Raw genomic sequence first — 23652 nt, 5'->3', positions numbered from 1 at the left:
TTCACTGCTCACCTCCAATCCCTTCCCTTTCTCCAACGAGTTCAAACACCTTTTTCTGGCAAGGACTGCCAGGCTTGGGCATCAGACCTGTATCAATGCAGCACCGGAACACCTTGACCATGGTTTCCAGTTCTTCGATGCGCTCTTTCTGACTCAGGATCAGCCGCACCGCCCACTTGTCCAGAGGCTGCTGCTCCAACGGCGAGGCATCGACCACATAACTGCCGGTCATCTGGTGGTGCAGGGCTACCAGGTTGTCAGGTTTTGGCATTTCGACCTCCCATCATTGCCATCAGCCGCTGGCTCATAAGGTTCAGCTGGCTCCGGCTGGCGTTCTGCATGCAGTGGCACCCGCCGTTGGTGCCCATGCCTGACATTGGACCGGTCACAATGCAGGCGCGGTCAGTGCATCCTGGCCAGCCCTGGAACAGGCGTTCCCGGACGTGGTCCGCCCGGATATATTTCACCGCATCAGCCGGGTCTATGCCTACGCCGGGCGCAGGATCATCACACCAGACCATGCAGGGCGCTCCGTCTACGTCCTCGCCCGGAATCAGGTAGATGATTTCTGGTGTTTCGGTCATTGATACACCCTCCTGAAGCTGGCCGATCTGATCCACGACTTGCTGGACCGGTCCATTACCAAGTTGTCCGGCGCCACCTCTGAATACAGCCGGAAGTCTCGCGTTGCCGTCGGCCCGGATACGGCGAAGAAGTCACACACCTCCGCTCTGCCAATGCGGCCGTAATAGGCCAGCATGCATTCGATGAACCGGAGCCGCTGTTGCTGTGCGTAGTTCATAGTTTTCCAGCCTCCAGAACTTGTCCGTCGAGGGTGGCTGTTTCTCTAAGCTCCTGCAGCATGTAGCTGGCATGCTCAGAGGAAACTGCATGAAGGTATCCGGTGAAAACGCCGTCGCCAGTCTGGTAATGGAACGAATAGAGGTTCCACGTCTTCCCGCCAACAACGCACGACACGTCCAGCTCCACAGATTTGCTCACTCAACACCTCCCAGCCGAGCATTAATCTCATTCAGCTCGCGCTCCAGCTCTGCCTTTCGGCGTTCAAGCTTTTCCCGTTGGGCGCTCTCTGAATCACCGGCAGCGTAATGGTATGGCTTACCCTTAATCTGGCGGCCAGGGCAGTAGTGCGGGCTTCTGGCCCACTTGCTGCAGCCGCTGCAGTAGAAGTCGCTCACAGTTCACCTCCATCGCCTTCAATTGGATGGCCAGCACACGAGCCGTCAGGCTCGCGGTTGTCGCAGCCGCAAAAGTACGAATGCCCTTTGGCCCTATCAGCCTGGAGTTCCATGCGGACCTCTTGCGCGGACAAATCCCGACCATCACTGGAGAGCAGCCCGGCAAGTTTTCGATTACTCATGCGCAGTGCGTTGTCTATGTGCAGGCAAACATGAAAGGTGCGTCTCACTTCTCACCTCCCGCCCGCTCGGCTTCGTCGGCTTGTTGTCTTAGGCGGGCGGCCTCGGATTTGGCGTATTTCTTGATTACGTCAAACCCTTCGGCAACATGGTCCATCACTTCAGTTCGTTCTGCTCTTACCACAGAAGCTCCAAGCTCTGCCTTTCCTGAAACCGTCTCTAAGCATCTGATAGCATCCGTTACTCTTGTCTCACTATTGGCAAGCTGCTGGCGGAGGGTGGTGATTTCGTCAATAGCCTTTTCACCCTCTTGGATCCTCACGGCAGCCCAAGTTGGTTCGCGCTTGACCATTTGCCAGATTGAGCGCTCGTTACCTTCGGAATCAAAATAGACCTTGCTTGTATCCATCACGCGATCTCCCGATCAATCCCAGAACAGCCAGCCAATCTGCACACCTCTTGGCTGTCATGCTGCCCGGCGTTATACCCAGCGTTGTATTTATCGACGCCACGGATGAACCATGCATAGGTGGCAACAGCCCATCCCGACACCGATAGCAGAATCAAAATGCTCACAGCATCCATTACCCGCCCTCCTTTGGAGGTTGTGGGCGCTTGAGGCCTGTGGGCATCCAGTGAGATAGGTTCATGTGACCGTTCTCGTAGTCACCTTTCAGGTCTCGCCAAAGTGCGTGGAAGATGTCGCTATCTTCGCTATCGTAAATCCACACCCACCAATCTTCCTCTGTCGGCAACCGCTCATCACACCTAACCCACCCATCAGCCTGGGGCGTGGTGGGGGTGGAGAGTAGGGCGTGAGCACGATCCATCATCGCCCTATGCTTGTACGGCGCGTCCTCTTCCACGCTCATTTCGTAGTCATACATTGCCTGCACCATTTCTTGAAGACACTCGCGCCACCCCTCCGGCACGGCGGGCTGGGGCTGAGCGTTAAACAGCTCCGCCACATATCCGCGAACCTCACACCAGGTCACGTCGTCGGCGCCAAATCCCTGCCGGTTCCACTCTTTGAATTTCCGATAGAGCTTGCTTACTATCGGGTCTACAGCAGGATCATCCCAAGCCACCGCCTCCACACCCTGGCCACTTTGGTCGCGCCCCTCGCGGCGGCTGATGGGTTTAGGCATGCCCGTCCCTCCGCAATCTTTGCATCCCCATGTGCCAATCCGCTTATCCGCAGCGGGGATTACGCCTGACCCGTTGCATCTGCCGCAACCCCGTGAGATCCCTTCTCGCCCACTTTGGGCACGGGCGGCTTGCCATGCCTGCCACTTGCCTGAATAGCTGGCAGCCGAATCCAGAGCCCTGTAATTCTCATAGGTGTAGTCCTGCTGGCGCTCGCACCATTTCACGCCAAGAGGCACCGGGAACTTCTCCTCAAACTCTTCTCTGTCACTCATCACAAGTCTCCTTTGCAGCTCTCAGGGCCAGCGCCGCCATAGACTGTAGCGTTTTTGCACTTGCATCAGTGTCTCGTATGTTTGCGAGGGCATTAGTTAGCAGAGCTATCACGTCGTCCTGATTACTCTGCTGGGCGGGCTGGGGGTGGGTGTAGACTGGCAGGCGCATAGCATTAACGGCATTGCGAATATCGGAGGGAGAAACGTCTTCTGAATCTTCTGAACCAAGTCCTAACACGTCCCTGGCAGCTAGCGCCTCGGCTCGGTATTGATCAGCTCGCCCAGGGTTACTTTTTGCCCAGTGCTCGCCACCCTGAGCGCGGGCACGCTTCCAAACTAGCCACGCAGTTGAAAATGTCCTTGGCGCCTCGTCGTCTTCCCAGCCTTGATAGCATTCTGTGCCTTCTTCATCGACATGCCGCATAGCCTTTACTCTGGCCATAGCCTCGTCGTTTATGTCAAAGATTTCCGCCATTGCAGCCTCAAACTCATCTCGCATATCACTCATGCAAGCAGACTCAACCGGCCCCATAACCCCAGCATCAAGACGAGTGCACCGGCCATGCTCGGAAACAGCCATTACTCCGTCATCCGTCCGCACCAGCACCCCGCAAACATCGCCGCCCAGCTGGCGGACTTTGGATTCTGCGATTGGTTTTAGTTCGATGTTCACCCTTTCATCCTCCGCACCGTCTCTGCCTTCCGAGCCTTTAGCCCTTCGGGTGTAATCATCCAGTGATGATTGCGCTGCAGTTCAATCAGGCCCAGCTCCTGAGCTTTATCCAGAGCCTTGCGCAGCCGATCGGGACGCCATGAGGTCTTTGGCCGTTTGTCGGGATCCTCGAAAACGCTGTGGTATACCTGCAGCAGATCCTGCCAACCCTGAGGCAGATCAATCCCGCGGTAGTTCTCAAACAGGCGTAAGAGTGTGTAAACGTCCTTAGGGAGCAACTTGGCAAACATTTCAGCCTGCTCGTCGCTGCGCTCGCTGATGAACATTGGTCCAGTCACAGCAGTCTCTCCTGTATTGCAGCCCTTGGCTCTGGCCGGTTGGTCACATCTACCAGCTCGACGAACGGCTCGGGCTCATGGCTGTTGCAAATTTCCGTGGCGAATACTTCCTGACCGTGCAGATCGCACTGGCCGTAACTGGTTCGCCCATGGGTTTCGCCCCACCGGTTGGTAAACGGGCAATGCTTGTCATCGTCATGCCCTACCTGGCTGTAGTGTTCGCAGCTGATGCAAGCCAACGGCATCTGGAGTTGTGGCGCGGTCATGCCTTGTCCTGCTTTGCCAGCGCCAGAGCCTCAGTTTCGCGGCTCATGCCATGGTGCAGCTGGACATCCTTGCCTGCCCTGTATCCAAGCTGAGCAGCAGCTGCTGCAGAAGCACTCGATTCATGTGCCAGCTTTCGGTCCCGGGCCTTCTTCACCTTTGTCTCCCTGACGTCTGTCAGGTATTGGTTGTGCCTGGCCTTTTCCTGCTGCGTGACGGGGGCAGCAAACTCTCGAACTTTTGCGGCAATAGCGGAAACCCAGCCTTCACAGAATGCATCGGCATTCTCTCGCTTGATTCGGGCTCCGTATCTGCCATAACTGGGCAAGCTGCTAACAAACTCTTTGCGGGACGCCTTCAGCTGGCGCATCAACACTTCAAGGCAGTAGCTGGCAATTACGGTATTCTCTTTGCGGCCCACATAATCGACGCTTCGCCAGGAGGTGTAAGCGCTGCACTGAAAGGCAGTGCCAACAACGGCAGCAAGAGCGGTGACCCAGCCCGGAAAACGCCGATACCCGAGATCTACGCCTTCCTCACCAAACTCGGCCAAGCCCACATGCACTTCTGTTAGGCCGTGCTTATCCATCAACTTCCTAGCCTGGCGCATGGCGGAGGCCGCTTCGTGCTCGTTGGCAGACTCGCCCAGGGCCATACACTTCCTGATCTTGTTGAGGATTTTCTCTTTCTCATTCATCGCTCAAGGCCTTCTGTTTCCGTGGCTTCCCAACCAGGCATCTACCATCCGGCCCCATATCGAATGGGCACCGGCAGTCTGGATAGGTGCACACATTTTCTTTCCGTGACATGTCACGGTCTTTGTAGACCAAAGCAAGGACATACTCGGTCTGGTCCTCGAAATCCCTTAGGCTGGCAGCCTCTTCGATTGCCGCCCTTTCGTTTGCGGCCAGCTGCATCGTGAAGGGCCTTATGTCGAGGTGCTTTTCCCGCTCGCGCTGGCGGCGCTTTCGTTCGGCTGGGCTCAGTGCCATCACGCATCCCCCAGGACATTCAGCGCCTTTCGGCCCGCCTTCATCAGGGCCTTCCGGTGGCTGATCTTTTCGATGCCGTTGGCGTTCATGTAGTGCAGGGTTTCGGCCACGGTTGCCAGCGTGCTCACCGGGCTGGTGGTAGCGCTGAGCATCAATGATGTCTCGCAATCGCTGGCGGAACTCCCTATTACGTATTGGGGGCCTTTGCTCATGATTCTGTCTCCGCTTCTTCCAGTCGCTCCAACCACACATTCCATTCTTCAGGCTGTAACCAGGTGCCATCTTTCAGCACGGCACACCCACTGGAGTGGATGTAGGCCAGCCCTGCCTTCTCAATCAATTCGATAATTTCCTCTGTCGACTTCATGCTGCTGCCAGCTCCTTTTTCCGTTCTTCCTGGTAATCGTGATCAACCTGCCGCCACAGCATCTGGCGGGCTTTTGACGATGCGCCCAGGTCCACCAGGGTGAGTTCCTCGTCCTTCGGGTCTTTCCACCACGTACCCGCTATCCAACCAACGTCGACAACCTGGTCGTATCGCTGGGCCTGCAGAACCTTGGCCCGTAAGTCGTGGTACAGGTCGTTAAACTCGCTGAGCCGCTGGTTCTGCATAATCCGGACTTCCTCTTCTACCCACTCGGTGCCTGCGCCGTCCCAGCACAGCGCTCGCACGCACACGATCCAGCTGTTCCGGTGGCGTGTAACTGCGTTGGCCACAACCGGTTCAAGGGGTTCCCATCCCTTGACTGTTCGGGCAACCGCGACTGCGTTTTGCTCGGTGCTTCCGATCTCTCGGTCGGTTTCCCAGGTCCAGATACGGGTGCGCCCGAAAAACCGCTGGGCCCGCTTCTGTCCACAGTGCGCTTTGCGCTGCCTGGGCTTCTGCTTCTTCCGTGCCATGCCTACCAGTTCCTCCGAAACTCACCTACGAACGGAGCAGCCAGCTCCAGAAAATCATCCCCGGTGTAAGCGCACCACTTTTTGAGATCGGCGATCACCTCCTGGAAGTACGCCTTTTCCCCGAACACAGCGCTGCCAAGGCGTGGCTGCGGAGACTCCAGATACCGGATAGTTCCGGCTCCATCGCAGACGACACACATTTCTTCTTTCTCGCCGCCGCAGCAATTGCAGAGCTCATAAAAATGACCGCGACCACTACACTCCTCGCAATCGATCTCTGGATTTTCCTCTTCCAGGACGTGGCGCTTATGCTCCCGCCATTGGTCATAACTTCCGATCAGCATCACGCCACCTCGCCCACATACGCTTCCTGAATGGCCCTGAAGGCCTGCAGGTCTTCCGGCTTCTGGATGGCAAACCGAGCGCCGCGCCATACCAGGAACACCTCGTCTGCCTCAATCACCAGGCTGCTGCCGTTCGGGATCTCGTGCTGGAGTCGCCGGGCCATATCAAAAGCGCTCACGGGCTCTGTCTTTTCGTCACTTTCTGTTTTCCGTGACGTGTCACGAATGCCTTGCTCCCAATCCGAAACAACGGTTACCTTCTCGTTCACCGGTTCCTCCACTGGGATTTGCTCCGGGGCTTCGTCTTTCTTGCCCAGGTCACTGACACCTTCCAGCCGCTCGCGGCCCTTTTGGGTCAGCGCCCAATAACCGTTCGAGCGCTTGTGAATCAGCCCGCCGCTGCGCATGTTGCCCAGAATCTTTGATGCGAAAGCCCTGTCGGACCACTCCGGGAACGCCTCCATCATCGCTTTGGTTGAGCGCTCGGCTTCTTTGATCGCTCCAAGCACGTCCAGTACGTCAGCCATGGTTTGACTCCTCCGTGGATTCGCGTTCAATCTGTCGCAGCAGCTCGTTGGAATTCCGCACGGCTGCTTGGTATGTGTTCAGGGGTGCCGCCGCCATCATGGCCAGCCCGGTCAGGTCTTTGAGCACCTGATAAAGCTCGTCTGCATACCGGACCTTGGCGGTCTCAGCCCGTAACGGGATAACGCACCCACCTGCCCGATCAGCGCAGAAGTCAGCCGGGGTTTTACCGATAAACGCACCGGCCACCCGCCCTTCATGTAACCATGCCCATGCATCAGCCATGGCGCCGGCCCTCCCGCTTTCTCAGGTGGACTTCCTCGCGGTCAACGGTCACCGACTTGGGCGCGATGATCCCCATGCGGGCTGTGTTGCCGCTGTTATGGATCATCACCACCTTGATTTCCGGCCCACCCTCCGGCGTGATCACCAGCGCTTCGCCATCCTTCCTGGTAACTACCAGCATCAGAGTTCCTCCCAGCGCTCAGCGCCGTCGTAATCATTGCCGCCCTTGGCGATCCACTTATTGCCATCTTTATCGATGGCCACACAGCCAGGCATCCATCCGCCCGGGTTATCCAGATTGTTTGTCCAGCCGCCTACTTCGCCGTTGCAAATGATCGTGTAGCCGCCCTGATAGCCGCGCTCCGCGAGAAACTCTTTGATCTGCTCTTTCAAGCTTTTCATGCTGCCCCCGGGCCCGGCTGGTTGATTTGCCGCAGTCGTACCGGCATGCGAACCACGTTCTTTTCCCGGGGCACCACCTTGTAGGTGCGATTGGCGCCCAGGCGTATCTCACAGTCCAGCTGGGTTGCCAGCTGGCGGAGTGCCGGGTCCAGCTTTGCCAGGGTCAGGTTTTCCGGAAATTCCACAGTTACAGCTGCCATGCTCTGCTCCTTATGCGTAGATGCCGCGAATAGCCGTGCGGCCGATGGTGTTCTGGGTAACGGGAGGACGACCGCCACTGATCGGCGTGGGCCGACTGCGCATCGCGGGCAGCATGGCGAAAGCCATCAACGCCCAGGCCAACATCCGGGCCCGGAACAGGCCCTGCATCCAGCCCTGAGAAATCAGGTCTACCCTGCTGTGCGCATGAAACTGGTCTTTGGCCTCGTCGAGGTGCCAGTTAACGGTGTCTGGTGAGATATCGAGCTCGCGCGCAATCTCTTTGGCGCTCATGCCTCGGGCCGCCAGCATGACGACTTCTGCACGGCGCGGCGGAAGCAGCGACTCATCCGCCAGCTCAACGATCATTCGGGGGTAATGCGGTTTCTGTCTGCGGCCCATGGTGTTGTCTCCCTGATCAACGACTATGGGCAAACAATAGCAACGCTATTATTAATGGTCAATAGTAATGCTATTATTTTTTGGTGTCGTTTTCCGAGAGTGCGAAATAGGCTATGGTTCCGCCCTCACGAAACAGGGAGGCCGTCACATTGAAAGCAGTAGTGAATACCCTTCTCGCCCTGGTGCTAATCATCAGCGCCGGTACGGTACAGGCAGAGCTCGTCAAGAAATCGAAATCAGGAATCTGCCACCCACCCGCCAGCTCCTACTACGAACGCACGAAGAACTATCAGGCTTTCGATTCTGTTCACGCCTGCATCCAGTCAGGCGGGCGCCTGCCAAAGAACATGAGCGGCTTTCGGCCGATAGCCAAGGCGGAAATGTCCGCCAGACCTATCGCCAGCAGTGGGTATGAGAGAAGCAAGTTCGGGCATGGCTGGGATGATGCAGATGGAGACTGCCAGGATAGCCGCGCTGAAGCGTTGATCACTGCTTCAACAACGACCGTAAGGTTTTCGGACGAGCTCCGCTGCAGAGTGGTTACCGGGCGCTGGATCAGCATGTTTACAGGAAACGTGATACAGAACGCCGGCGATATCGATATCGACCATGTGGTGCCCCTGAAGTGGGCCTGGGATCACGGCGCCAGCTCCTGGACAAAGGCAAAGCGAGAGAAGTTCGCGAACGATCCGGTAAACCTGATACCAGTAGAGGCCAGCCTGAACCGCAGCAAAGGCGCCCACGGCCCGGAAAGTTGGTTACCGCCATCCGGCAAGTGCCAGTATGTCAGTCGGTTTCTGAGGATAGTGAAAACGTACGGTCTGCAGCCCAATCAGAACCAGTTCAACCGCTACAAGCAGCAGCTGGCGGACTATTGCGGATAATAAAAAGCCCGCTACTTAGCGGGCTTGTCACAAGTAGGCGACAAATTATGCGATAGTTCTCTTCATGGAGGCGGCAGGCATTCTTGACATGCCCTCAAGCAGGTTTTTCGTTACCCTTAACCTTTCGTGTGCCAGCTTTTCCTCCTGAAGACGATCGTTTCGACGAGCCACGCGGCTCTTGGTCTCCTGAAGATCCTGCAGATTTGTCATCGTCAGCCCCTTGTTTAGGTGTTTCGTCCTTGGTGTCTTCGTCACTATTTGGTTCAATATCGTTTAATTTGGTAACGAGCGGATTATCCATACTCAACGTAGCATTCTCAATCGCTTTGGATACGCTATCCACAACATTTTGTAACCACGCTGGCGGCCTATCTACGTTTTTGAACAACTCCCTCGCTTCTTTTCGATCAATTACAAAGCTATGTGAAGGATAGCCTGTCGTCAGCTTTTGTAATGCTCCAGTTTTCAGGTTTCTGAACTTGCTATTCAGGCGCTCACCGTAATCATAGCCTATCAGCATAGCCCGCTGGGTCTCTCCTACCTTAGTTGGATCGATCTGCCCGAAAATGGGCTGAAAAAGACCGGTAGTGAGCTCTGTGGATATTTTGGCAGCCATACTGGTAGAAAGTTTCCCTCCCATGCGAATATCTAGCAGGCTTTCTCGAAAAGTACGTATCGCTTGAGCCTGCAGATTTTCAATCGCCTGAGGGAGATCCAGGCCGGAACTTCTGCCAAAAAGCTCGTCGGGCTTTGCCAGCTGGACATCGAGCGGACCAAGCTCTCCACGATCGCACATCCATATATTGCTTGATCCAATCGCTATCAGCGTACCAGCAGATTTACACAGACCAGGTATAAAAACGGTCAATCCTTTCGGATAATGATGGTGGAGTGATCGGCAGATACGAAATGCCGCGTCGGGATCTCCTCCGAGTGTAGACAGTATTAATACTGCCTCCTGACTCCCTGTCTCAGGTAGCTCGCCATTATGAACCTCGCAAATCTGGTCATATCCGTTGCGGCTTATCTCGCCAGCGTAAAGAATGTAATCAGTTACCCCAAATTCGTCCTTTTCTTCCTCAGACACAGCGGTATCCTCTTTGTGATATTGTAATTCAAAGTAGACGACAACGATCCTCAGTCAAAACCGCCACAGTTCAGTAGCCAGCACATCTCCCACGAATATCTTGCAGCGCCTTCGACGACCCACTCAAAGTGAACGGAAACCTCACAGCGCCTTCACCGTGCCAGTTGAGTTCAACCATCGCAGAGCTTGCGCCACCGATTTTCTGGATTATTGATGCATCGCTATAGAAGTGCATGGCATCTGCGGTCCATTTCTGACGGAGAGTTTCGAATACAACGTTTTCATCCCATCGGACTCGCACCCTAAAACTATGGTATCCGTCTCCAATCTCGCCATTGATGAGATTTGGCGCCTGCGTGAAACCAATGTAGGCCCACTCAGAGGAAGCGTCACAGCCTATGCCAAGCCACGCTTCAACATCGCCATAAGGAAAACCCATTCTTTGGGTGGGTTCAGTGTTCGGCGACACGGCATAAGCTGACTTTTCGCCTGTCATTTCGTCAGACGATTCAAAGGTCCGCCATTCAGGCGCTTTCACTACAGGAGGGGTGTTCGTAGTGGCAGAGGCACTACCACTGGAGCTTTGAGTCGAGCCTGCCCCGCTGCTTGCGCTGGCGGAGCTATTGGAGGTGCTGCTAGGGTCGGACGTGAAGGCGCCGATCATTGCAGCTGCCACGAACCCCGTTACAAGCCAAGTGAAAAGCGAAGTCTTCTTTGGTGCCTTTGCCCCGCACTTTGGGCAGGCCTTTGCTTTCGTGCTTACATCTGAACCGCATTCCTTACACTTCACGAGCGCCATGCCCTACTCCTATATCCCTGTCTTTATTATTGGTTAACGCAATACTGACCACCAAAACACACGCCCGATCACGCGGACATTGGCAGCCATTTCTTCAGCAGTCACGTCTTCAACTGGATGTTCACTAGCATTCTGGCTCACGATCTTGATGCCACCACCTGGTCGGCGGTGCAGATACTTCACCCAAGGCATCCTGCCTTTCCTCTGTGTTAACTGGCGTACTCAATGGCAGCTTCAGTAAGCATTTTAGGGTCGTCAAACACCTCGAAATTAAAATGCCTATCGTGTCGGAAGTGGAATATAGCTGTATCGATGTCGTCGTCGATCTTGTTCATTACCTGCTCATCAAATCCCGGCGCCCCTTCGTGGGGCCGCAAGATGAAGAATGCGCCTTCTGAGCGCCCGGTTTGCTTGAGTACGTCGCGGGCATTCAGTAGCGTGAGCGCTCCTCTGTCCAGGTGATAAGCGCGGTTGATATCGGTTTTCACGAAGGCCGATATGATCGAGGCAAACCGAGTTGTGTCGCTCCCCAGCTTGGGCTGGCGAAATATAGGTAGATCGTACAGCCGCTTTTCGTCATTCAGCGGGTCTGTCAGGGCGACGGGCTTGTCATGAAACGACCGGTTATACAGGCCCCGGAACCTGGTTTTCACCTCTGCCAGCACGATCTTTCGCAACTCGTTGGTATTCAGGCCCTCGGCCTTTTCTTTGATCTCGACTTCCTCGCCGGCCCGGCGGCTGAGGGTAACAAACGTGTCGAACATCTGAGCGAGAATATCGTCTGCGGAATCCCCGGCGGCGTACTGTTCCTGACCTGCCCGGATATGAGGGCCGAGCTGGTCCAGGTTGCCCGTTTCAGCTGCATCTGCAACCACGGAAAGCAGGTTGTTGAGGTTCCCCACCGCGTGGTCACCGTACAGGCATTTGAAGGCATTCATGCTCTCCAGCAACCGATAAGAGCGGCTGCCATCGGCTGCCTGAAAGCAAACGCCAACGTTAAACCATTCGCCGGTAACCGGGTCTGGGCACACACGCAAAAGCCTGTAACGCCCTACTACATTGGGGGCGCCTACGGTGTCTGCATGTTCAATAAGGGAATCGAGCATCATGCGCGGATTATAGCAGCCGGTTGTATCTTCGTCTCAGGATCGCTTCAATCTGAGACGTCCTTTCCAGAATAAACGCCCTGAACTTTTCGCAATCTTCAGCGGTGAGCAGTTTCCCCCACCAGAATTCAAGTTCATCTATCACAGAGTCTACGGCCGGTGAGCAATTTTGGGCCACGCCCAGGGTGGCGCTCACGGTTTTGTTTGGCGGTGCGCCGTCGAACAGGTGCTCACAGAGCCTGTTCCGGAACAATGCCAAGGCGTCCAGGTGCTCAACTGTCCAGTGGTGTGTGTCGCTCGCGGGCGGTATAGCCAGAATGCCATTGTCGATCACGGCAAAGGAGTTTTTGCCGGTCCGGATCAGGTTGTTCAGGTGCCGGTCTACGTTGGCAATCTGATCATCCAGCGCCATGGCAGCCGGCAGTTTACTCCAGGCTTTGACATCTTTGATCAGGCCCGGGAAGGCGAAGGCGGGCAAGCGATAGGCCGCGCTTTTCCCATCCAGCCTCTGAGTGCAGAACGCCGGGTAGTGCTCCACTTGCTCTGCCAGCGCCTGAATCATGGGTGAAGCATCCGGCGTGCAGATCTGCCGCAGAGGTACGAACGCCACAAAGGCGCGAGCCGGCTGGGGAATGCCGAGGGCATGGCACACCAAGTAGCCAGTGATTTCGTTCACCATGCCCCGGTTCATACCGTCGTCATACGGATAAATCTTCGAATAAGCCTCTACAGAGGTTTCCGGGCCTACTGAGTACCGCGCCACATGAACATCGGAAATGTGACCGTCGCCCGGGTCTACCCAATGCAGCATGCCTCGGTAAGCTGAGGGCTCAAGTATCCTGATCAGCCGGGTCTGGCTGGAGGTTTGGGTAGTCGTCACGGTGGTCGGTACTTCCTTTTTCCAGTCGTTTGGCGATATCGCTCAGCATTTTTGTGTCAGCCTCGCTGAGTCTGCCGTCTGCCGCAGCCTGCGCAATTCTCAATAAGTGCTGCCGCGAACGGGGAGTGGCGCTTGCCAGGAGCAAATCTATTTCTGAGTATGATGCCGCTGGTGGATTATCAGAGCCGGGCACATAGCGGCTTTGGGACAAATTGAAGTCGGTCGCTGTGTTTTTCGAAATCTCGGCCGCCAACCCCGGAGAAATTCTAGAGGGATCGACACCCAATGCTCGTGACATTTTCAGGAGCGCCTGAAGCCCAATGGGTATTTTTCCGTTCAGATATTGATTAAATGCCCCTTGCGTCTTCCACCCACAACGATGCGCGACCTCTTCCTGAGAGATTTTTCCTTTGAATTCGCGCTCCCATAGGCTTTTTAGCCTCTGTGCGTCAGCGATTTGCTCTTCGGATAACTTACGTGTGCTGTCCATTCCCGAATTGAATAGCAAAACTATTACCCCGCACAAATAGCGATACTATTGACCGAAGTTAATAGCAAAGCTAATATCCATAAGCATGAAAACACTACGCGCCTTTATGGCCCGGAATCGGGTCACCCAAAGACAGCTTGCTGAGCACCTAAGCGTTACTCAGGGGCTGATTTATCAATGGCTTTCTGGGCACCGGAAGGTTTCGGCAGAAAAGGTTATCCCCGTATGTGAGGCCACCAATTGGCAGGTAACTCCTCACGAACTCCGCCCGGACATCTACCCGAACCCTACTGACGGACTCCCGGCAGATAAGCGCACCGGAGAGGCCGCCTGATGGTTTCCATTAAACCACTCACGAGCTGGCGGAATACCCGCCTGACTATGGGTGGTTATTTATACAGGTATTGATGCAGGCGCGAGCTGCAGCGCTATCAGAAGCAGCCGGTAACAGTCGCTGGCCAGGCGTAAGCCGAGGTGCCGACATTGCAGGTGGAGATAGGGACCACCGATAGAACGCCAGCAGCGTGGGCCAAAGGACCGTCACGACCTCCGCCCCAGGTGACCACGTTGACAGCCCGGAAAGACGGGCAGGTATCTGAGATGAGCTTGGTGCCGGGAGGGTGTGCCATGTACGCACCCGGTTAAACACTGAGAAGCATGGCGGCCCGTTGGTCGATCTGAGCAAGGGCCAGGCTCATCCCAGATGCCTTCAGGCATCAACAGCGATGACAAGCTGCATGTGGCTCCCACCGGTAGGGGGTATGGGTAACCTCCCATCAAAAGGTATACGGCGGTGATACCGGATAACCCGCCAGCTTTATCAGCGTGACACGTCACGAAAAATAAAACCGGACAGCGGAGCAGTCATGCCGGAGAAATTGCAGATCAACCTACCCTGGCCGCCGAAGGCACTTAGCCCGAATAGCCGGGGCCACTGGGCGAAGAAGGCCAAAGCTGCCGAGGTGTACCGCTACACCTGCAAGATCGAAGCACGCAATGCCATCAACCAGGGTAAATGGGATCTGCAGCCCCTGCGCGATCTGGTTGCCGCTGGCGGTGAAATTCATGTGTTCCTGGACTTCTGCCCACCCAATCGCCGGCAACGCGATGACGACAACGTGGTTGCCGCGTTCAAGTCCGGCCGTGATGGGCTGGCAGATGCCCTGGGAATCGACGATTGCCACTTTCGGACACACCCATTCCTGAAGCGCGACGAGATCGTGAAGCCGTTGGGTGAAGTTCGGGTGGTGATTACGGGGAAAGGGCCAGAGGCCTAGAAAAGACAAAACCCCGGGTCATGGGCTGGCAGGCCTACCGGGGTTCTGTGGACGAGATAGGAGGAAGTATGCAGCAACTAACGCCGACAATCAACGGTCAGCCGCTCACCATGAGCAGCCGGGAAATAGCTCAGGTTGTGGAGTCCCGGCACGACAAAGTGAAGCAATCGATTGAAAGGCTGTCCCAGCGCGGCCTTGTGAGTTTTACCCCAGTGGGGGAAAAGTCCGAAACAGGCCGTCCAGGGGTGGTCTACCACGTCAGCAAGCGCGACAGCTATGTGATTGTTGCCCAACTATCGCCGGAGTTCACCGCACGGCTTGTGGATCGTTGGCAAGAGCTGGAAGCAAAAGCCGCCCTGCCCTCCTGGGCTCAAAACCTTAGCCAAGCCGCCCGAATTGCCCTTGAAGATCTCAGCAGCCAGCTGGAGCACTTCAAAGACGAAACCCACCGCCTTAACGCCGTGTGCAACGATCTGGCCGCGAACCTGAAGGCCGGGCTCACACCGGTAGAGTTCTGCCGAATGCTCAACGGCGTCAACCTGAACCGGGTTCAGCCCCTGCTGGTTGAGCGCAAGCGGCTCCTGAAGACTCAGCACGGCTACCGGAGCGCTGCGGCATACCGAGACAAGCTTTTCACTGAGCGCCGTTACCTAAACAAAGAGGATCGACCCTGCGAGAAGGTCGTTCTCACCCAGAAGGGCGCTAAGTGGCTCTATTCACAATACGAACAAGGCAAGCTCGATATGCGCAAGGACTGGGACGGCAAGTACACGCACGTGCTTTTTGAAGGCGAGGAAAAGGCGGCATGAGCATCATCGATCTTATGGCGCGCCCGATCGCTTTCAACCGCGCCTTTGTGGATCTGGGGCTGGGCATGTGCGGGGCAATGATGTTGTCTCAGGCGCTGTACTGGCGACCCAGAACAAGCAACCCCGATGGCTGGTTCTACAAATCACAAGCCGAGTGGCAGTCAGAAACCGGCATGACCAGGCGCGAGCAGGAGACTGCTCGAAAGCGTTTGGCCCAGGCCGGTTTCATCGAAGAAGCGCGCCGCGGCGTCCCTGCCCGGCTGTACTTCCGTGTGAACATCGAGGCACTGGAAGCCGCTTTGGCTGCTCTGTCGGAAAGCCACAAAGCTAAGCGCAAGACAGCCGAAAACTCCAATGAAATCCACAGTATGGCGGATTCCGCCAATCTAGTTTGCACGAACGGTGCGCCCAGTATGGCGGAATCCGCCAATCAAGAATGTACAGATGCGCCAATCAAGTCTGGCGGAAAGCGCCAATCTATTACAGAGATTACTACAGAGACTACAGCAGAGATTACGGCAGAAGGATTGTCCGGGCCTGATCGGCCGGACGCCTCCCGGTCCACTTCCGATGACAGTGCTACCGAGCCAGGCCGCCCTGACGCAGCCATCCAGAGCGGCCGGTACTGGGGAACTCAAGACGATCTCAGCCTCGCGACGTGGATGTGGGAGCAGCTGGCGGAGCAGCTGGGCCAGGACAAGCCCCGAGAGCCGAACCTTGCTCGCTGGGCGAACACCATCCGGCTGATGCGACAGCAGGACCGCCGGGAGCAGGTGCACATTCGGGCTCTATTCAAATGGTGCCGTCAGCATGGATTCTGGTCTGCCAATGTGCAGTGCCCCGACAAGCTTCGCGAGAAATGGTCTCAGCTCGCAGCTCAACGCAAGGCGGAGCGCCGGAAATCCCCGGAGCAGGCCGGGCTTGATCGAGCAGCAGAGCTTCGCCGAATCCACGAACAGCGAACTGGCAACCAACAGGGGGCGATCTATGAACACTAACGACCTGGAAGCCTTTGGCGATATGTGGGCTCAGGCTCATGAGATCTACGGCAAGAGCCCGGAGCCGAGAGTGGTTTACATGGTATTCCAGTCCCTGATCGCGTTCTCGCTGGCGGACATTGAGCGGGCCCTGTCCCGACACATTACCAACCCGGACACTGGCCAGTTCCCGCCAAAGCCAGCGGATATCGTTCGACTGCTCCAGGGCAGTAGCCAATCCGCCAGCGGTGAGGCATGGGCAAAGGTCGATCACGCGATCCGCTGCGTGGGCAACTACCGCTCAGTGGTTTTTGACGATCCCAAGATTCACGCGGCCATCGAACGCCTGGGCGGCTGGCTAAAGGTCAGCATGACTGACGACAAGGAATACCCGTTCCTCCGGAACAACTTCCAAAAGCTTTACCAGGGCTTCACGGTGCAGCCGCCTGAATCCTTCCCCCGGAAGCTGATCGGCACATGTGAGCACGAGAACAGCCAGCACAGCGGATTCAGGCGTGGGCGGGCGCAGGATGAGCCGGTGATGATCGGCAACGCCGAGAAGGCACGACTGGTGTATCAGGGTGGCGGCGACCTCGGTATTACTCATATCCACCAGCCTGGTACCCAGGAGTACCTGGAAAGCGCCATTGACAGTGGAGTTAAGAAACTCGGAGGCCTGCATTGAAGGAAGTAACGAAAAAGGCCGGCCCAGCGTTCAACCAGGAGAAGCGACCGCTCAAGCCCTGCCCTCATTGTCTTGGAGCGGGATTCGTTCAGTCGATGTTCTACCAGCTGCGATGCGACAACTGCGAGGCGTCCGGCGTTGTGTGCAAAGAGACCGGTGAAAGCCTGGCAATGGATGATCTGGTGATTCAGCTACGGATCCGCCTGAAGGAACGTAGCCAGCAACTCAAATCTGCGCACCGCCAGCTGGCGGAGCTCAGAGGCGGGGAAAGCGGCCGGGGTTATGGCGCTGGCGGATCACGGTACCACGGTGACTGACATGCTGAAGAAACCGACACCTATTCGCTCAAACCACATCCGGAACGCTGCCCGTGGCCAAGCATGCACCCTGCAGATCGTCGGCGTGTGTAACGGAGATTGGTCAACAACCGTACTGGCTCACCTTCCTGACGAAAGCCACGGCATTGCCAGGAAAGCGGACGATCTGAGCGCCTGCTTCGCGTGTGACGCCTGTCATTCAGTCATCGATGGACGGATGAAGTGGCCACCCATGGAGCGGGAACACAAAGACTGGTACCTGCGCCGGGCCCAGATGCGCACCTGGCGAGAGTTGTTTGGTATGGGGGTTATCACGATCAAGGGCGCGGCGTGATCCAGCTCACCGCGATAGTGGATGGTAAGCGCTCGATGATGCTCACAGGCGAGAGCATCGAAGAAGCTGGGCGCAGCTGCCGGGATCGGTTCGGAGCGAGATTCGAGGGCTTCGGGCCGATATCGACAGAAACGAAAGCCCGGGCAAAGTGGGCGGAGTATCGAGCCAAGGCAATCACCAGGGACGAGTTGGAAGCATGGCTGGCGGAGCAGGAGGACGAGCACGAAATCAGGGCGATGTTCAACCGGATGAGGAATGCAGCATGACCGACCCACACCCAGACCCAGAGCGTTACTGGAAACACAGGCGGCGACTCGCCTACACGGCCATGGGAGCTCTACTGCTCACGTTGGCGGCGGCATTGTTTACTCCGGTACGCCCCTCATCTGTCCCTCTGCTGGAAGGTCTGGCGTGGGTCTTTGGGGTAATCGTCATTGGTTACTACGGGAACAACGCTATCGAATCATTCAGCAGGGGGCGCAAATGATCGGGAAGCTGTTGACATCAAAAGCCCTGCCCTGGCTATCCGGCGGCCTCGTCGTCCTGATTCTCGGCCTACTGGCTACGGTGTACGCCCTCCACTCACGCAATAGCGCGCTGAACGAGAAGGTAGGCACCTTGAACACCGAGAACACAATGCTGGCCGAATCCCTGCGCAGCCAGTCTGAAAGCTATCAGGCCTTGGCCACGGAAATACAGAAGCGCGATGAGCTCATTGCCCAGGCACAACAATCCCGACAAACCTCAGAAAGGAAATTCCGTGAACAGATCGAAGCCCTTCGCCAGGCGCTGGCCGACGATGAGTGTGCTGGCCGCCCTCACCCTCCCGCTGTTGCTGACATCCTGCGCGCGGGATCCAGTGATCGAGTACAGGACTGAGTATGTGTATCCACCCTCGGTGCTCATACAGCAGAGCCAGATGCCTCAATACGAGGGCACTGACTGGGGTGATATCCCAGAGTATTGCGCACAGGTTCAGAGGGCTCTCAGTGACTGCAATGCAGACAAGGCTGCGCTGCGAGAGTGGGCGGGTGGTGAGTGACAGGACCGGTTTCAAATTCGGAAAGGTACTCCTGGGCATCAGAGCTGTACGGGGACGCGGAACCGCGAGTTTTGGCAAATTTTCGGGTTCCCATGGCTCCACCACCGCGAGCCCTTGGGGCGCGTGGCTTCGCGATTAACGGGTGGTGAAGGTGGCGGCGGAAATCAACAAGTTAGCGGATGCTTACAACTGGAACATCACCCGGCTGGCGGATGCCTTCGGAATGGACCGAGGGACAGTCCGCCGGCGGCTAAGGGAGGCTGGCGTACTTCCGGCTAGTCAGAAAAACGGAGTGAGCGTCTACGCACTCAAGGATGCCGGCCCCGCGCTGTTCGGCGATGTTGTGACCGGCACCGGAGCGGATCCGGACGAGATGCATCCCAAGGACCGCAAAGACTGGTACCAGTCAGAAAACGAGCGCATCAAGCTCGAAAAGGAAATGCGCTCCCTGGTGCCGGTCGAGGAGGTGCACCGAGAGATGAGCAATCTGGCCAAGTCCATTGCGAGCAAACTGGATGCGCTACCCGATTTACTCGAGCGCGACGCAGGGCTCCCGCCGGAGGCAATTGATCTGGTCGAGGGCGTGACCGACAACCTGAGGGAACAGATGTATCAATCCGTCATCGATGATGAAGAGGAGTTGGAGGCCCATGGGTAGTTACGGAAGCGCAAGAATGATCCGCCAGGATGTAGCAGAGCTGATCCGCCCTCCGCGCCGAATCAAGCCCAGCGAGGCGGCTGCCCAATACATGAAGATGGTGAACGGTGACGGCACTGTCCAAGACTGGAGCGCAGACGGCGCCCCATACATTCGGGAGCCGCTGGACTGCATGGGCGGGCGCAGCTATGACGCCGTGATCTTTGCCGGGCCAGCCCGGACAGGAAAAACGCAGGCGCTCCTGGATGGTTACATCGCATACCGGATTGAGTGCGACCCAGCCGATGGGCTGATCATTCAGATAAGTGAAGAAAAGGCTCGGGAATACAGCAAGAAACGAGTCGACCGGATGCTAAACCACTCTCCGGCGCTCGCAAAAAGACTGAGCCCCAGGGGGCACGACAATAACGTTCACGACAGGATTTTCAGAGCGGGCAATTACCTGGGCATCAAGTGGCCATCGAAGAACGTCATGGCCAGCTCCGATTACAAGTTTGTTCTGATCACAGATTACGACCGGCTGGCGGCGGACATGGGCGGTGAGGGTGACCCGTTTACCTTGGCCTCAAAGCGTACCCAGACGTTTGGCTCTACCGGCATGACGCTGGCGGAAAGCTCGCCTGGGCGGGATATCACCGATCCCACCTGGCGACAGCCGGAAGACGCGCCGCACATGGCCCCGCCTACGACCGGCATCCTTGATCTCTACAACCAAGGAACCCGCTGCCGCTGGTATTGGCAGTGTCCTGAGGGCCACTGCAGGGAGTGGTTCCAGCCCATCATGGAGAACTTCAACCTGCAGTCCGCCCGGGCTTTTTGTCCGCACTGCGGTACTGAGGTGGACCCTTCTTTGAAAAAGCGCCTGAACCTCAATGGCCGATGGGTTCCCGAGGGCGGTTACCTGAACGCGGACGGCGGGCTGGAAGGTGAGCCGCGCAAGAGCCGAATCGCATCGTTCTGGATGGAGGGCCCTGCCGCGGCCTTTCAGACCTGGTCCAGCTTGGCTGAAAAGCTTAAGCGCGCCCGGGAGACCTACGAATCCACCGGAAGCGAACACACCTACAAGGCCGTAATCAATACCGACTGGGGAAGGCCTTACCTCAGCCAGGCCATGCTTGAAGAGTCTCGCTCGACCAACGTATCGGATCTGGCAGAGGACTTCCCTAGATTTGTGGTTCCGGAAAATGCCCGTTTCTTGATTGCCTCCGCGGACGTGCAGGGGGGCCAAGATGCACGGTTCGTGGTTCAGGTTCACGCCTTCGGCCCACAGATGGAACAGTGGCTGATAGACCGCTTCGAGATCAGAGACAGCAACCGCCCCGGTGTTGGTGGTGGCAAAGCCCCTATCGATCCGGCCAGCTACCCAGAGGACTGGGATGTTTTGACCGAGCGGACTCTGGGCGCCACGTACAGAACTCAGATCGATGGCCAGGAGCTTCGAGTCCGACTGGTAGTCGCAGACTCCGGTGGTGAGGGCGGTGTATCGGAGAACGCAAAGGCCTGGTGGCTCCGCCTCCAGAAGCAGCAGCTCGGAGACAAAGCCAGGCTCTATAAAGGCGGCTCTACACTCACCGCCCCCATTCTGAGGAAAAGTCGAGTGGGAACCCGAAAGAACATACCCCAGCTGCTGTGCAACCCCAACCTATTGAAGGATTCCGTTTTCAACGCGAGCCGGCGTCAAAGTGGCGGGCCGGCCAGGCTCCACTTTCCCGCCTGGTTGGGCGCGGCCTTCTGGGATGAATTCAGGGCAGAGGTACGGCAGCCGAATGGCAAGTGGAAACAGATCCGCAAGCGGAACGAATCTATCGACCTCTGCGCAATGATCTGGGCTGGCGCCCTGCATCTGGGGGCAGACCGGATCAACTGGGATAACCCGACCCAACCCTGGGCAAGACCTATCGAGCACAACAGTGAACGCGAAACCCGGGAAGAACGCCGGGAAAGACAGCAGAAGCCAAGAACAACGAAATCCGCCCGCCGAGGCGTTGGCAAATCAGAGTGGAGTAGCCGGCTATGAACACAACCCTGAACCGCGACACTGATTCAGCAGTGGAGCTGCACCGAATTCTGACCGCCTGCCTTACCCGCAGGTATGGCCTGGTGGAGCTGGCAGCGTCAGCCATGGCGGACGAGATTGTGCTGGAGATTCGCCGGGAGGTGGGCGGCGGTGAGATCTACGTGCCCTGCCCCAACCGCAACCAAAGGAACAGCGAGATCGTCCGAGAGTACAACGGAACCAATGTCCCTGATTTGGCCAAGAAATATAACCTTAGTGAGCGGCATATCATGAGGATTGTTTCGGTCACACCTTGCCGGTAACGATGTCAGGCGGACATTTGTAGAGTGAAAACATCCACAAAAGCAGGTGCAGACCATGACAACCCCAACAGCCTCAGAAATGCTTGCCAAGTACCTATCCGCCGAAGCGGCTGTGCTTCAGGGCCAGCAGATTGAATTCGAAGGGCGTCGAGTATCGAGGGCAGATCTCGAATCAATCCGCAAAGGCAGAAAGGAATGGGAAGCGAAGGTTGCGGCGGAGCGGCGGGCGGCCTCCGGCGCACCCAGCTTCGGAGGCTTGGGGTTTGCAGTAGCGAGGCTTGATCGATGAGTAAGGCAAAGCTGAATTCAATAGACCGCCTCGTTGGTGTCTTCAGTCCTCAGGCAGCCCTGAAGCGAGCAAAGGCTCGTCAAGTGCTGGCCTACTATGAAGCGGCAAAGCCGGACCGGACGCGCAAATTTCGGAGGGATCAAGCCGGCCCGAACCTGCAGACTCAGCAGGGCGCAATTGCCATCCGTAACCAAATAAGGCACCTGGAACAAAACCACGATATTACTCGTGGCGCGTTGCGCACTATGGTCAACAACGTGGTTGGCCCCAAGGGTATAGGTGTAGAGCCGCAGCCCCGGCGAGCTGATGGCTCGATCCATCAAGAGTATGCCTCGGCATTGCTGGCGGCATGGAAAGACTGGGAGCACCATCCAGAGGTTACCCAGCAATTCCACTGGGCCAGAGTTCAAAGGCTTGCGTGCCGCACATGGATCAGAGACGGCGAAGCATTCGCACAAATGCTGTCCGGCCCAGTACCGCTTCTGGAACACGGAACACGAGTTCCGTTTTCGCTCGAGTTATTTGAGCCGGACATGGTGCCTTACTCATTCAACGACACCCGCCGCGGCATCCGACAAGGTATCGCCTTAAATGCGTGGGGGCGTCCAACCGGTTATTGGGTGCACAAAAACCACCCAACCGATGGCGTTGTCCTGTCGTCCAATAGCGACCTGAAGTTCGTTCCTGCTGACCGAATCCTCCACGTAACCATCGCTGACCGCATTGGCCAGATTCGTGGCGTTTCCGAATTCGCCAGCGTCATCACTCGCCTTGAAGATATCAAGGATTACGAAGAATCCGAGCGGGTAGCGGCAAAGATCGCGGCCATGCTCACTGCTTACGTTAAGCGTGGCAACCCAGAAGACCTGGACCCCGACACCCTGCCCCGAGACGAGAACGGAGACATCAAGCCCCGGGATATTGGGCTCGAGCCCGGCACCATCATCGATACCCTGGAGATCGGTGAAGAGATCGGGATGATCGACTCCAAGCGCCCGAACCCGAACCTGGTAACGTTCCGCCAAGGCCAACTCAAAGCGTTCGCCGCGGGCATTGGCGCGAACTACAGCAGTATTGCCCGGGACTACAACGGCACTTTCTCTGCTCAGCGCCAGGAATTGATTGAGCAGTGGGTTCACTACGCCACACTGACTGACGAGTTCGTGGGCAACTTTGTTCAGCCAGTATGGGCTCAGTTCGTCAGAGCCGCGGCCCTTTCGGGCGTTGTGCCAATTCCTCCCGACCTTGAGCTCGGCACTGAAGATGATGCCATGTTTGTTGGCCAGCAAATGCCGTGGATAGACCCGGCAAAAGAAGCCACCGCCTGGCTAACCCTCGTGCGCGCCGGCTTTGCCTCGGAGTCCGAGGTAATGCGCAAGCGCGGGGTCAACCCGACGGATGTCCTCGACCAGATCGACAAGTTCCGGCGGAAAGCCAAAGAAAAAGGCCTGGTGTTTGATTCAGATGCCGCCTGGAAGCTCGCCACAGAACAACTTCAAGAGGACCCAGAGGAAACCTGAAAATAACGACATTGCGCAGCTAAAAATGTCGCAAGTGCTTTGAGAGGCTGACAGCA

46 protein-coding genes are annotated in these 23652 nt (G+C 56.9%); 16 read left to right on the top strand and 30 right to left on the bottom strand.

What is annotated here, in order from left to right; all coding sequences use genetic code 11:
* Window position 1: 1 nt before the first annotated feature.
* The 23 genes from OZ656_RS06335 to OZ656_RS06225 form a co-directional block, all read right to left on the bottom strand.
* Window positions 2-271 (bottom strand): hypothetical protein, encoded by a 270-nt coding sequence (locus tag OZ656_RS06335; protein WP_379945111.1) that lies wholly within the window; start codon window positions 269-271, stop codon window positions 2-4.
* Complete coding sequence (locus OZ656_RS06330; protein WP_379945110.1) at window positions 258-584, bottom strand: hypothetical protein; 327 nt, start codon at window positions 582-584, stop codon at window positions 258-260. Before OZ656_RS06330 ends, OZ656_RS06335 begins: the two co-directional genes overlap by 14 nt.
* Window positions 581-802: a hypothetical protein gene (locus OZ656_RS06325; RefSeq protein ID WP_379945109.1), complete on the bottom strand. Its 222-nt coding sequence runs from the start codon at window positions 800-802 to the stop codon at window positions 581-583. Before OZ656_RS06325 ends, OZ656_RS06330 begins: the two co-directional genes overlap by 4 nt.
* Window positions 799-1002 carry a hypothetical protein gene (locus OZ656_RS06320; protein WP_379945108.1) on the bottom strand — a complete coding sequence of 68 codons (204 nt, stop codon included), beginning with the start codon at window positions 1000-1002 and terminating at the stop codon, window positions 799-801. Before OZ656_RS06320 ends, OZ656_RS06325 begins: the two co-directional genes overlap by 4 nt.
* The gene (locus tag OZ656_RS06315; RefSeq protein ID WP_379945107.1) at window positions 999-1199 is read right to left on the bottom strand and encodes a hypothetical protein; all 201 of its coding nucleotides are present in this window, start codon (window positions 1197-1199) and stop codon (window positions 999-1001) included. The genes OZ656_RS06320 and OZ656_RS06315 overlap by 4 nt, the downstream gene beginning before the upstream one ends.
* A 226-nt stretch (window positions 1200-1425) precedes the next feature.
* Window positions 1426-1788, bottom strand: a complete 363-nt coding sequence (locus OZ656_RS06310; RefSeq protein WP_379945106.1) for a hypothetical protein — start codon at window positions 1786-1788, stop codon at window positions 1426-1428.
* Entirely contained in the window at window positions 1788-1964 is a 177-nt protein-coding gene (locus OZ656_RS06305) for a hypothetical protein (protein ID WP_379945105.1), read from the bottom strand. The genes OZ656_RS06310 and OZ656_RS06305 overlap by 1 nt, the downstream gene beginning before the upstream one ends.
* Complete coding sequence (locus tag OZ656_RS06300; RefSeq protein WP_379945104.1) at window positions 1964-2803, bottom strand: hypothetical protein; 840 nt, start codon at window positions 2801-2803, stop codon at window positions 1964-1966. Before OZ656_RS06300 ends, OZ656_RS06305 begins: the two co-directional genes overlap by 1 nt.
* Window positions 2793-3473, bottom strand: a complete 681-nt coding sequence (locus OZ656_RS06295) for a hypothetical protein (protein ID WP_379945103.1) — start codon at window positions 3471-3473, stop codon at window positions 2793-2795. Before OZ656_RS06295 ends, OZ656_RS06300 begins: the two co-directional genes overlap by 11 nt.
* Window positions 3470-3811 carry a hypothetical protein gene (locus OZ656_RS06290; RefSeq protein ID WP_379945102.1) on the bottom strand — a complete coding sequence of 114 codons (342 nt, stop codon included), beginning with the start codon at window positions 3809-3811 and terminating at the stop codon, window positions 3470-3472. Before OZ656_RS06290 ends, OZ656_RS06295 begins: the two co-directional genes overlap by 4 nt.
* Window positions 3808-4077 (bottom strand): hypothetical protein, encoded by a 270-nt coding sequence (locus OZ656_RS06285; RefSeq protein ID WP_379945101.1) that lies wholly within the window; start codon window positions 4075-4077, stop codon window positions 3808-3810. Before OZ656_RS06285 ends, OZ656_RS06290 begins: the two co-directional genes overlap by 4 nt.
* Complete coding sequence (locus tag OZ656_RS06280; protein ID WP_379945100.1) at window positions 4074-4772, bottom strand: DUF2786 domain-containing protein; 699 nt, start codon at window positions 4770-4772, stop codon at window positions 4074-4076. Before OZ656_RS06280 ends, OZ656_RS06285 begins: the two co-directional genes overlap by 4 nt.
* Window positions 4765-5067 (bottom strand): hypothetical protein, encoded by a 303-nt coding sequence (locus OZ656_RS06275; protein WP_379945099.1) that lies wholly within the window; start codon window positions 5065-5067, stop codon window positions 4765-4767. The genes OZ656_RS06280 and OZ656_RS06275 overlap by 8 nt, the downstream gene beginning before the upstream one ends.
* Complete coding sequence (locus tag OZ656_RS06270; RefSeq protein ID WP_379945098.1) at window positions 5067-5279, bottom strand: hypothetical protein; 213 nt, start codon at window positions 5277-5279, stop codon at window positions 5067-5069. The genes OZ656_RS06275 and OZ656_RS06270 overlap by 1 nt, the downstream gene beginning before the upstream one ends.
* The gene (locus OZ656_RS06265; protein WP_379945097.1) at window positions 5276-5434 is read right to left on the bottom strand and encodes a hypothetical protein; all 159 of its coding nucleotides are present in this window, start codon (window positions 5432-5434) and stop codon (window positions 5276-5278) included. The genes OZ656_RS06270 and OZ656_RS06265 overlap by 4 nt, the downstream gene beginning before the upstream one ends.
* Window positions 5431-5967: a hypothetical protein gene (locus tag OZ656_RS06260; RefSeq protein WP_379945096.1), complete on the bottom strand. Its 537-nt coding sequence runs from the start codon at window positions 5965-5967 to the stop codon at window positions 5431-5433. The genes OZ656_RS06265 and OZ656_RS06260 overlap by 4 nt, the downstream gene beginning before the upstream one ends.
* Window positions 5968-5969: 2 nt before the next feature.
* Window positions 5970-6311 (bottom strand): hypothetical protein, encoded by a 342-nt coding sequence (locus OZ656_RS06255; RefSeq protein WP_379945095.1) that lies wholly within the window; start codon window positions 6309-6311, stop codon window positions 5970-5972.
* Window positions 6311-6838 (bottom strand): hypothetical protein, encoded by a 528-nt coding sequence (locus OZ656_RS06250; RefSeq protein ID WP_379945094.1) that lies wholly within the window; start codon window positions 6836-6838, stop codon window positions 6311-6313. Before OZ656_RS06250 ends, OZ656_RS06255 begins: the two co-directional genes overlap by 1 nt.
* A complete protein-coding gene (locus OZ656_RS06245) occupies window positions 6831-7121 on the bottom strand; it encodes a hypothetical protein (protein ID WP_379945093.1) in 291 nt (96 codons plus the stop codon). Before OZ656_RS06245 ends, OZ656_RS06250 begins: the two co-directional genes overlap by 8 nt.
* Entirely contained in the window at window positions 7114-7302 is a 189-nt protein-coding gene (locus OZ656_RS06240) for a carbon storage regulator (RefSeq protein ID WP_379945092.1), read from the bottom strand. Before OZ656_RS06240 ends, OZ656_RS06245 begins: the two co-directional genes overlap by 8 nt.
* Window positions 7302-7523 (bottom strand): hypothetical protein, encoded by a 222-nt coding sequence (locus OZ656_RS06235; RefSeq protein WP_379945091.1) that lies wholly within the window; start codon window positions 7521-7523, stop codon window positions 7302-7304. Before OZ656_RS06235 ends, OZ656_RS06240 begins: the two co-directional genes overlap by 1 nt.
* Window positions 7520-7723, bottom strand: coding sequence for a hypothetical protein (locus tag OZ656_RS06230; protein ID WP_379945090.1), 204 nt, complete (start codon window positions 7721-7723; stop codon window positions 7520-7522). Before OZ656_RS06230 ends, OZ656_RS06235 begins: the two co-directional genes overlap by 4 nt.
* 10 nt (window positions 7724-7733) lie before the next feature.
* The gene (locus tag OZ656_RS06225) at window positions 7734-8123 is read right to left on the bottom strand and encodes a response regulator transcription factor (RefSeq protein ID WP_379945089.1); all 390 of its coding nucleotides are present in this window, start codon (window positions 8121-8123) and stop codon (window positions 7734-7736) included.
* Window positions 8124-8272: 149 nt separating this feature from the next.
* Here OZ656_RS06225 and OZ656_RS06220 point away from each other — a divergent pair, with 149 nt between their 5' ends.
* Window positions 8273-9007: an HNH endonuclease family protein gene (locus OZ656_RS06220; protein ID WP_379945088.1), complete on the top strand. Its 735-nt coding sequence runs from the start codon at window positions 8273-8275 to the stop codon at window positions 9005-9007.
* Window positions 9008-9101: 94 nt separating this feature from the next.
* On the opposite strand, the gene OZ656_RS06215 is transcribed toward OZ656_RS06220, so the two are convergent.
* From OZ656_RS06215 to OZ656_RS06190, 6 genes are all read right to left on the bottom strand, one after another.
* Complete coding sequence (locus OZ656_RS06215) at window positions 9102-10094, bottom strand: hypothetical protein (RefSeq protein WP_379945087.1); 993 nt, start codon at window positions 10092-10094, stop codon at window positions 9102-9104.
* 70 nt (window positions 10095-10164) lie between these two features.
* On the bottom strand, window positions 10165-10893 hold the full coding sequence (locus OZ656_RS06210; protein ID WP_379945086.1) for a zinc ribbon domain-containing protein: 729 nt from the start codon (window positions 10891-10893) through the stop codon (window positions 10165-10167).
* A gap of 33 nt (window positions 10894-10926) precedes the next feature.
* Window positions 10927-11085, bottom strand: coding sequence for a hypothetical protein (locus OZ656_RS06205; protein ID WP_379945085.1), 159 nt, complete (start codon window positions 11083-11085; stop codon window positions 10927-10929).
* A gap of 17 nt (window positions 11086-11102) precedes the next feature.
* Entirely contained in the window at window positions 11103-12002 is a 900-nt protein-coding gene (locus OZ656_RS06200; RefSeq protein WP_379945084.1) for a hypothetical protein, read from the bottom strand.
* A gap of 7 nt (window positions 12003-12009) precedes the next feature.
* Entirely contained in the window at window positions 12010-12879 is an 870-nt protein-coding gene (locus OZ656_RS06195; RefSeq protein ID WP_379945083.1) for a hypothetical protein, read from the bottom strand.
* Window positions 12830-13369 (bottom strand): helix-turn-helix domain-containing protein, encoded by a 540-nt coding sequence (locus OZ656_RS06190; RefSeq protein WP_379945082.1) that lies wholly within the window; start codon window positions 13367-13369, stop codon window positions 12830-12832. Before OZ656_RS06190 ends, OZ656_RS06195 begins: the two co-directional genes overlap by 50 nt.
* A gap of 85 nt (window positions 13370-13454) precedes the next feature.
* On the opposite strand from OZ656_RS06190, the gene OZ656_RS06185 reads away from it, so the two are divergent.
* Window positions 13455-13703, top strand: coding sequence for a transcriptional regulator (locus tag OZ656_RS06185; protein WP_379945081.1), 249 nt, complete (start codon window positions 13455-13457; stop codon window positions 13701-13703).
* Between the two features lie 97 nt (window positions 13704-13800).
* Here OZ656_RS06185 and OZ656_RS06180 read toward each other — a convergent pair whose 3' ends face one another.
* On the bottom strand, window positions 13801-13998 hold the full coding sequence (locus OZ656_RS06180; RefSeq protein WP_222447760.1) for a hypothetical protein: 198 nt from the start codon (window positions 13996-13998) through the stop codon (window positions 13801-13803).
* 237 nt (window positions 13999-14235) lie between these two features.
* On the opposite strand from OZ656_RS06180, the gene OZ656_RS06175 reads away from it, so the two are divergent.
* From OZ656_RS06175 to OZ656_RS06110, 14 genes are all read left to right on the top strand, one after another.
* Complete coding sequence (locus OZ656_RS06175) at window positions 14236-14646, top strand: endodeoxyribonuclease RusA (RefSeq protein ID WP_379945080.1); 411 nt, start codon at window positions 14236-14238, stop codon at window positions 14644-14646.
* A gap of 20 nt (window positions 14647-14666) precedes the next feature.
* Window positions 14667-15455, top strand: a complete 789-nt coding sequence (locus OZ656_RS06170) for a Rha family transcriptional regulator (protein ID WP_379945079.1) — start codon at window positions 14667-14669, stop codon at window positions 15453-15455.
* A complete protein-coding gene (locus OZ656_RS06165) occupies window positions 15452-16453 on the top strand; it encodes a replication protein O (protein ID WP_379945078.1) in 1002 nt (333 codons plus the stop codon). Before OZ656_RS06170 ends, OZ656_RS06165 begins: the two co-directional genes overlap by 4 nt.
* Window positions 16443-17117, top strand: coding sequence for a DUF6475 domain-containing protein (locus OZ656_RS06160; RefSeq protein ID WP_379945077.1), 675 nt, complete (start codon window positions 16443-16445; stop codon window positions 17115-17117). The genes OZ656_RS06165 and OZ656_RS06160 overlap by 11 nt, the downstream gene beginning before the upstream one ends.
* A gap of 95 nt (window positions 17118-17212) precedes the next feature.
* Window positions 17213-17434, top strand: coding sequence for a hypothetical protein (locus tag OZ656_RS06155; RefSeq protein WP_379945076.1), 222 nt, complete (start codon window positions 17213-17215; stop codon window positions 17432-17434).
* A 1-nt stretch (window position 17435) separates the two neighbouring features.
* Window positions 17436-17768 (top strand): nuclease domain-containing protein, encoded by a 333-nt coding sequence (locus OZ656_RS06150; RefSeq protein ID WP_121206909.1) that lies wholly within the window; start codon window positions 17436-17438, stop codon window positions 17766-17768.
* Entirely contained in the window at window positions 17765-18034 is a 270-nt protein-coding gene (locus OZ656_RS06145; RefSeq protein WP_379945075.1) for a hypothetical protein, read from the top strand. The genes OZ656_RS06150 and OZ656_RS06145 overlap by 4 nt, the downstream gene beginning before the upstream one ends.
* Complete coding sequence (locus tag OZ656_RS06140) at window positions 18031-18255, top strand: hypothetical protein (RefSeq protein WP_379945074.1); 225 nt, start codon at window positions 18031-18033, stop codon at window positions 18253-18255. Before OZ656_RS06145 ends, OZ656_RS06140 begins: the two co-directional genes overlap by 4 nt.
* Window positions 18252-18647 (top strand): DUF2570 family protein, encoded by a 396-nt coding sequence (locus OZ656_RS06135; RefSeq protein WP_379945073.1) that lies wholly within the window; start codon window positions 18252-18254, stop codon window positions 18645-18647. The genes OZ656_RS06140 and OZ656_RS06135 overlap by 4 nt, the downstream gene beginning before the upstream one ends.
* Before the next feature lie 386 nt (window positions 18648-19033).
* Window positions 19034-19468, top strand: coding sequence for a DUF1441 family protein (locus OZ656_RS06130; RefSeq protein ID WP_379945204.1), 435 nt, complete (start codon window positions 19034-19036; stop codon window positions 19466-19468).
* Window positions 19461-21485, top strand: coding sequence for a phage terminase large subunit family protein (locus tag OZ656_RS06125; protein ID WP_379945072.1), 2025 nt, complete (start codon window positions 19461-19463; stop codon window positions 21483-21485). Before OZ656_RS06130 ends, OZ656_RS06125 begins: the two co-directional genes overlap by 8 nt.
* Entirely contained in the window at window positions 21482-21787 is a 306-nt protein-coding gene (locus OZ656_RS06120) for a Mor transcription activator family protein (protein WP_379945071.1), read from the top strand. The genes OZ656_RS06125 and OZ656_RS06120 overlap by 4 nt, the downstream gene beginning before the upstream one ends.
* 55 nt (window positions 21788-21842) lie before the next feature.
* Window positions 21843-22076 carry a primosomal replication protein PriB/PriC domain protein gene (locus OZ656_RS06115; RefSeq protein WP_379945070.1) on the top strand — a complete coding sequence of 78 codons (234 nt, stop codon included), beginning with the start codon at window positions 21843-21845 and terminating at the stop codon, window positions 22074-22076.
* The gene (locus OZ656_RS06110; protein WP_379945069.1) at window positions 22073-23596 is read left to right on the top strand and encodes a phage portal protein; all 1524 of its coding nucleotides are present in this window, start codon (window positions 22073-22075) and stop codon (window positions 23594-23596) included. The genes OZ656_RS06115 and OZ656_RS06110 overlap by 4 nt, the downstream gene beginning before the upstream one ends.
* Window positions 23597-23652: the final 56 nt, after the last annotated feature.

It is taken from the genome of Marinobacter sp. LM1 (genome assembly GCF_042763285.1).
GTDB lineage: Bacteria > Pseudomonadota > Gammaproteobacteria > Pseudomonadales > Oleiphilaceae > Marinobacter > Marinobacter nauticus.
The sequence above is the reverse complement of the archived record's forward strand: the minus strand, read 5'-3'. Positions and strand labels throughout refer to the sequence as shown.

Excerpts from the sequence above, each read along its gene's own strand:
- OZ656_RS06335 (WP_379945111.1), bottom strand. The coding sequence starts at position 271 with ATGCCAAAACCTGACAACCTGGTAGCCCTGCACCACCAGATGACCGGC.
- OZ656_RS06330 (WP_379945110.1), bottom strand. The coding sequence starts at position 584 with ATGACCGAAACACCAGAAATCATCTACCTGATTCCGGGCGAGGACGTA.
- OZ656_RS06325 (WP_379945109.1), bottom strand. The coding sequence starts at position 802 with ATGAACTACGCACAGCAACAGCGGCTCCGGTTCATCGAATGCATGCTG.
- OZ656_RS06310 (WP_379945106.1), bottom strand. The coding sequence starts at position 1,788 with ATGGATACAAGCAAGGTCTATTTTGATTCCGAAGGTAACGAGCGCTCA.
- OZ656_RS06305 (WP_379945105.1), bottom strand. The coding sequence starts at position 1,964 with ATGGATGCTGTGAGCATTTTGATTCTGCTATCGGTGTCGGGATGGGCT.
- OZ656_RS06285 (WP_379945101.1), bottom strand. The coding sequence starts at position 4,077 with ATGACCGCGCCACAACTCCAGATGCCGTTGGCTTGCATCAGCTGCGAA.
- OZ656_RS06280 (WP_379945100.1), bottom strand. The coding sequence starts at position 4,772 with ATGAATGAGAAAGAGAAAATCCTCAACAAGATCAGGAAGTGTATGGCC.
- OZ656_RS06275 (WP_379945099.1), bottom strand. The coding sequence starts at position 5,067 with ATGGCACTGAGCCCAGCCGAACGAAAGCGCCGCCAGCGCGAGCGGGAA.
- OZ656_RS06270 (WP_379945098.1), bottom strand. The coding sequence starts at position 5,279 with ATGAGCAAAGGCCCCCAATACGTAATAGGGAGTTCCGCCAGCGATTGC.
- OZ656_RS06265 (WP_379945097.1), bottom strand. The coding sequence starts at position 5,434 with ATGAAGTCGACAGAGGAAATTATCGAATTGATTGAGAAGGCAGGGCTG.
- OZ656_RS06260 (WP_379945096.1), bottom strand. The coding sequence starts at position 5,967 with ATGGCACGGAAGAAGCAGAAGCCCAGGCAGCGCAAAGCGCACTGTGGA.
- OZ656_RS06255 (WP_379945095.1), bottom strand. The coding sequence starts at position 6,311 with ATGCTGATCGGAAGTTATGACCAATGGCGGGAGCATAAGCGCCACGTC.
- OZ656_RS06250 (WP_379945094.1), bottom strand. The coding sequence starts at position 6,838 with ATGGCTGACGTACTGGACGTGCTTGGAGCGATCAAAGAAGCCGAGCGC.
- OZ656_RS06245 (WP_379945093.1), bottom strand. The coding sequence starts at position 7,121 with ATGGCTGATGCATGGGCATGGTTACATGAAGGGCGGGTGGCCGGTGCG.
- OZ656_RS06240 (WP_379945092.1), bottom strand. The coding sequence starts at position 7,302 with ATGCTGGTAGTTACCAGGAAGGATGGCGAAGCGCTGGTGATCACGCCG.
- OZ656_RS06235 (WP_379945091.1), bottom strand. The coding sequence starts at position 7,523 with ATGAAAAGCTTGAAAGAGCAGATCAAAGAGTTTCTCGCGGAGCGCGGC.
- OZ656_RS06230 (WP_379945090.1), bottom strand. The coding sequence starts at position 7,723 with ATGGCAGCTGTAACTGTGGAATTTCCGGAAAACCTGACCCTGGCAAAG.
- OZ656_RS06225 (WP_379945089.1), bottom strand. The coding sequence starts at position 8,123 with ATGGGCCGCAGACAGAAACCGCATTACCCCCGAATGATCGTTGAGCTG.
- OZ656_RS06210 (WP_379945086.1), bottom strand. The coding sequence starts at position 10,893 with ATGGCGCTCGTGAAGTGTAAGGAATGCGGTTCAGATGTAAGCACGAAA.
- OZ656_RS06205 (WP_379945085.1), bottom strand. The coding sequence starts at position 11,085 with ATGCCTTGGGTGAAGTATCTGCACCGCCGACCAGGTGGTGGCATCAAG.
- OZ656_RS06200 (WP_379945084.1), bottom strand. The coding sequence starts at position 12,002 with ATGATGCTCGATTCCCTTATTGAACATGCAGACACCGTAGGCGCCCCC.
- OZ656_RS06190 (WP_379945082.1), bottom strand. The coding sequence starts at position 13,369 with ATGGACAGCACACGTAAGTTATCCGAAGAGCAAATCGCTGACGCACAG.
- OZ656_RS06185 (WP_379945081.1), top strand. The coding sequence starts at position 13,455 with ATGAAAACACTACGCGCCTTTATGGCCCGGAATCGGGTCACCCAAAGA.
- OZ656_RS06180 (WP_222447760.1), bottom strand. The coding sequence starts at position 13,998 with ATGGCACACCCTCCCGGCACCAAGCTCATCTCAGATACCTGCCCGTCT.
- OZ656_RS06175 (WP_379945080.1), top strand. The coding sequence starts at position 14,236 with ATGCCGGAGAAATTGCAGATCAACCTACCCTGGCCGCCGAAGGCACTT.
- OZ656_RS06170 (WP_379945079.1), top strand. The coding sequence starts at position 14,667 with ATGGGCTGGCAGGCCTACCGGGGTTCTGTGGACGAGATAGGAGGAAGT.
- OZ656_RS06165 (WP_379945078.1), top strand. The coding sequence starts at position 15,452 with ATGAGCATCATCGATCTTATGGCGCGCCCGATCGCTTTCAACCGCGCC.
- OZ656_RS06160 (WP_379945077.1), top strand. The coding sequence starts at position 16,443 with ATGAACACTAACGACCTGGAAGCCTTTGGCGATATGTGGGCTCAGGCT.
- OZ656_RS06155 (WP_379945076.1), top strand. The coding sequence starts at position 17,213 with ATGTTCTACCAGCTGCGATGCGACAACTGCGAGGCGTCCGGCGTTGTG.
- OZ656_RS06150 (WP_121206909.1), top strand. The coding sequence starts at position 17,436 with ATGCTGAAGAAACCGACACCTATTCGCTCAAACCACATCCGGAACGCT.
- OZ656_RS06140 (WP_379945074.1), top strand. The coding sequence starts at position 18,031 with ATGACCGACCCACACCCAGACCCAGAGCGTTACTGGAAACACAGGCGG.
- OZ656_RS06135 (WP_379945073.1), top strand. The coding sequence starts at position 18,252 with ATGATCGGGAAGCTGTTGACATCAAAAGCCCTGCCCTGGCTATCCGGC.
- OZ656_RS06130 (WP_379945204.1), top strand. The coding sequence starts at position 19,034 with ATGGACCGAGGGACAGTCCGCCGGCGGCTAAGGGAGGCTGGCGTACTT.
- OZ656_RS06125 (WP_379945072.1), top strand. The coding sequence starts at position 19,461 with ATGGGTAGTTACGGAAGCGCAAGAATGATCCGCCAGGATGTAGCAGAG.
- OZ656_RS06120 (WP_379945071.1), top strand. The coding sequence starts at position 21,482 with ATGAACACAACCCTGAACCGCGACACTGATTCAGCAGTGGAGCTGCAC.
- OZ656_RS06115 (WP_379945070.1), top strand. The coding sequence starts at position 21,843 with ATGACAACCCCAACAGCCTCAGAAATGCTTGCCAAGTACCTATCCGCC.
- OZ656_RS06110 (WP_379945069.1), top strand. The coding sequence starts at position 22,073 with ATGAGTAAGGCAAAGCTGAATTCAATAGACCGCCTCGTTGGTGTCTTC.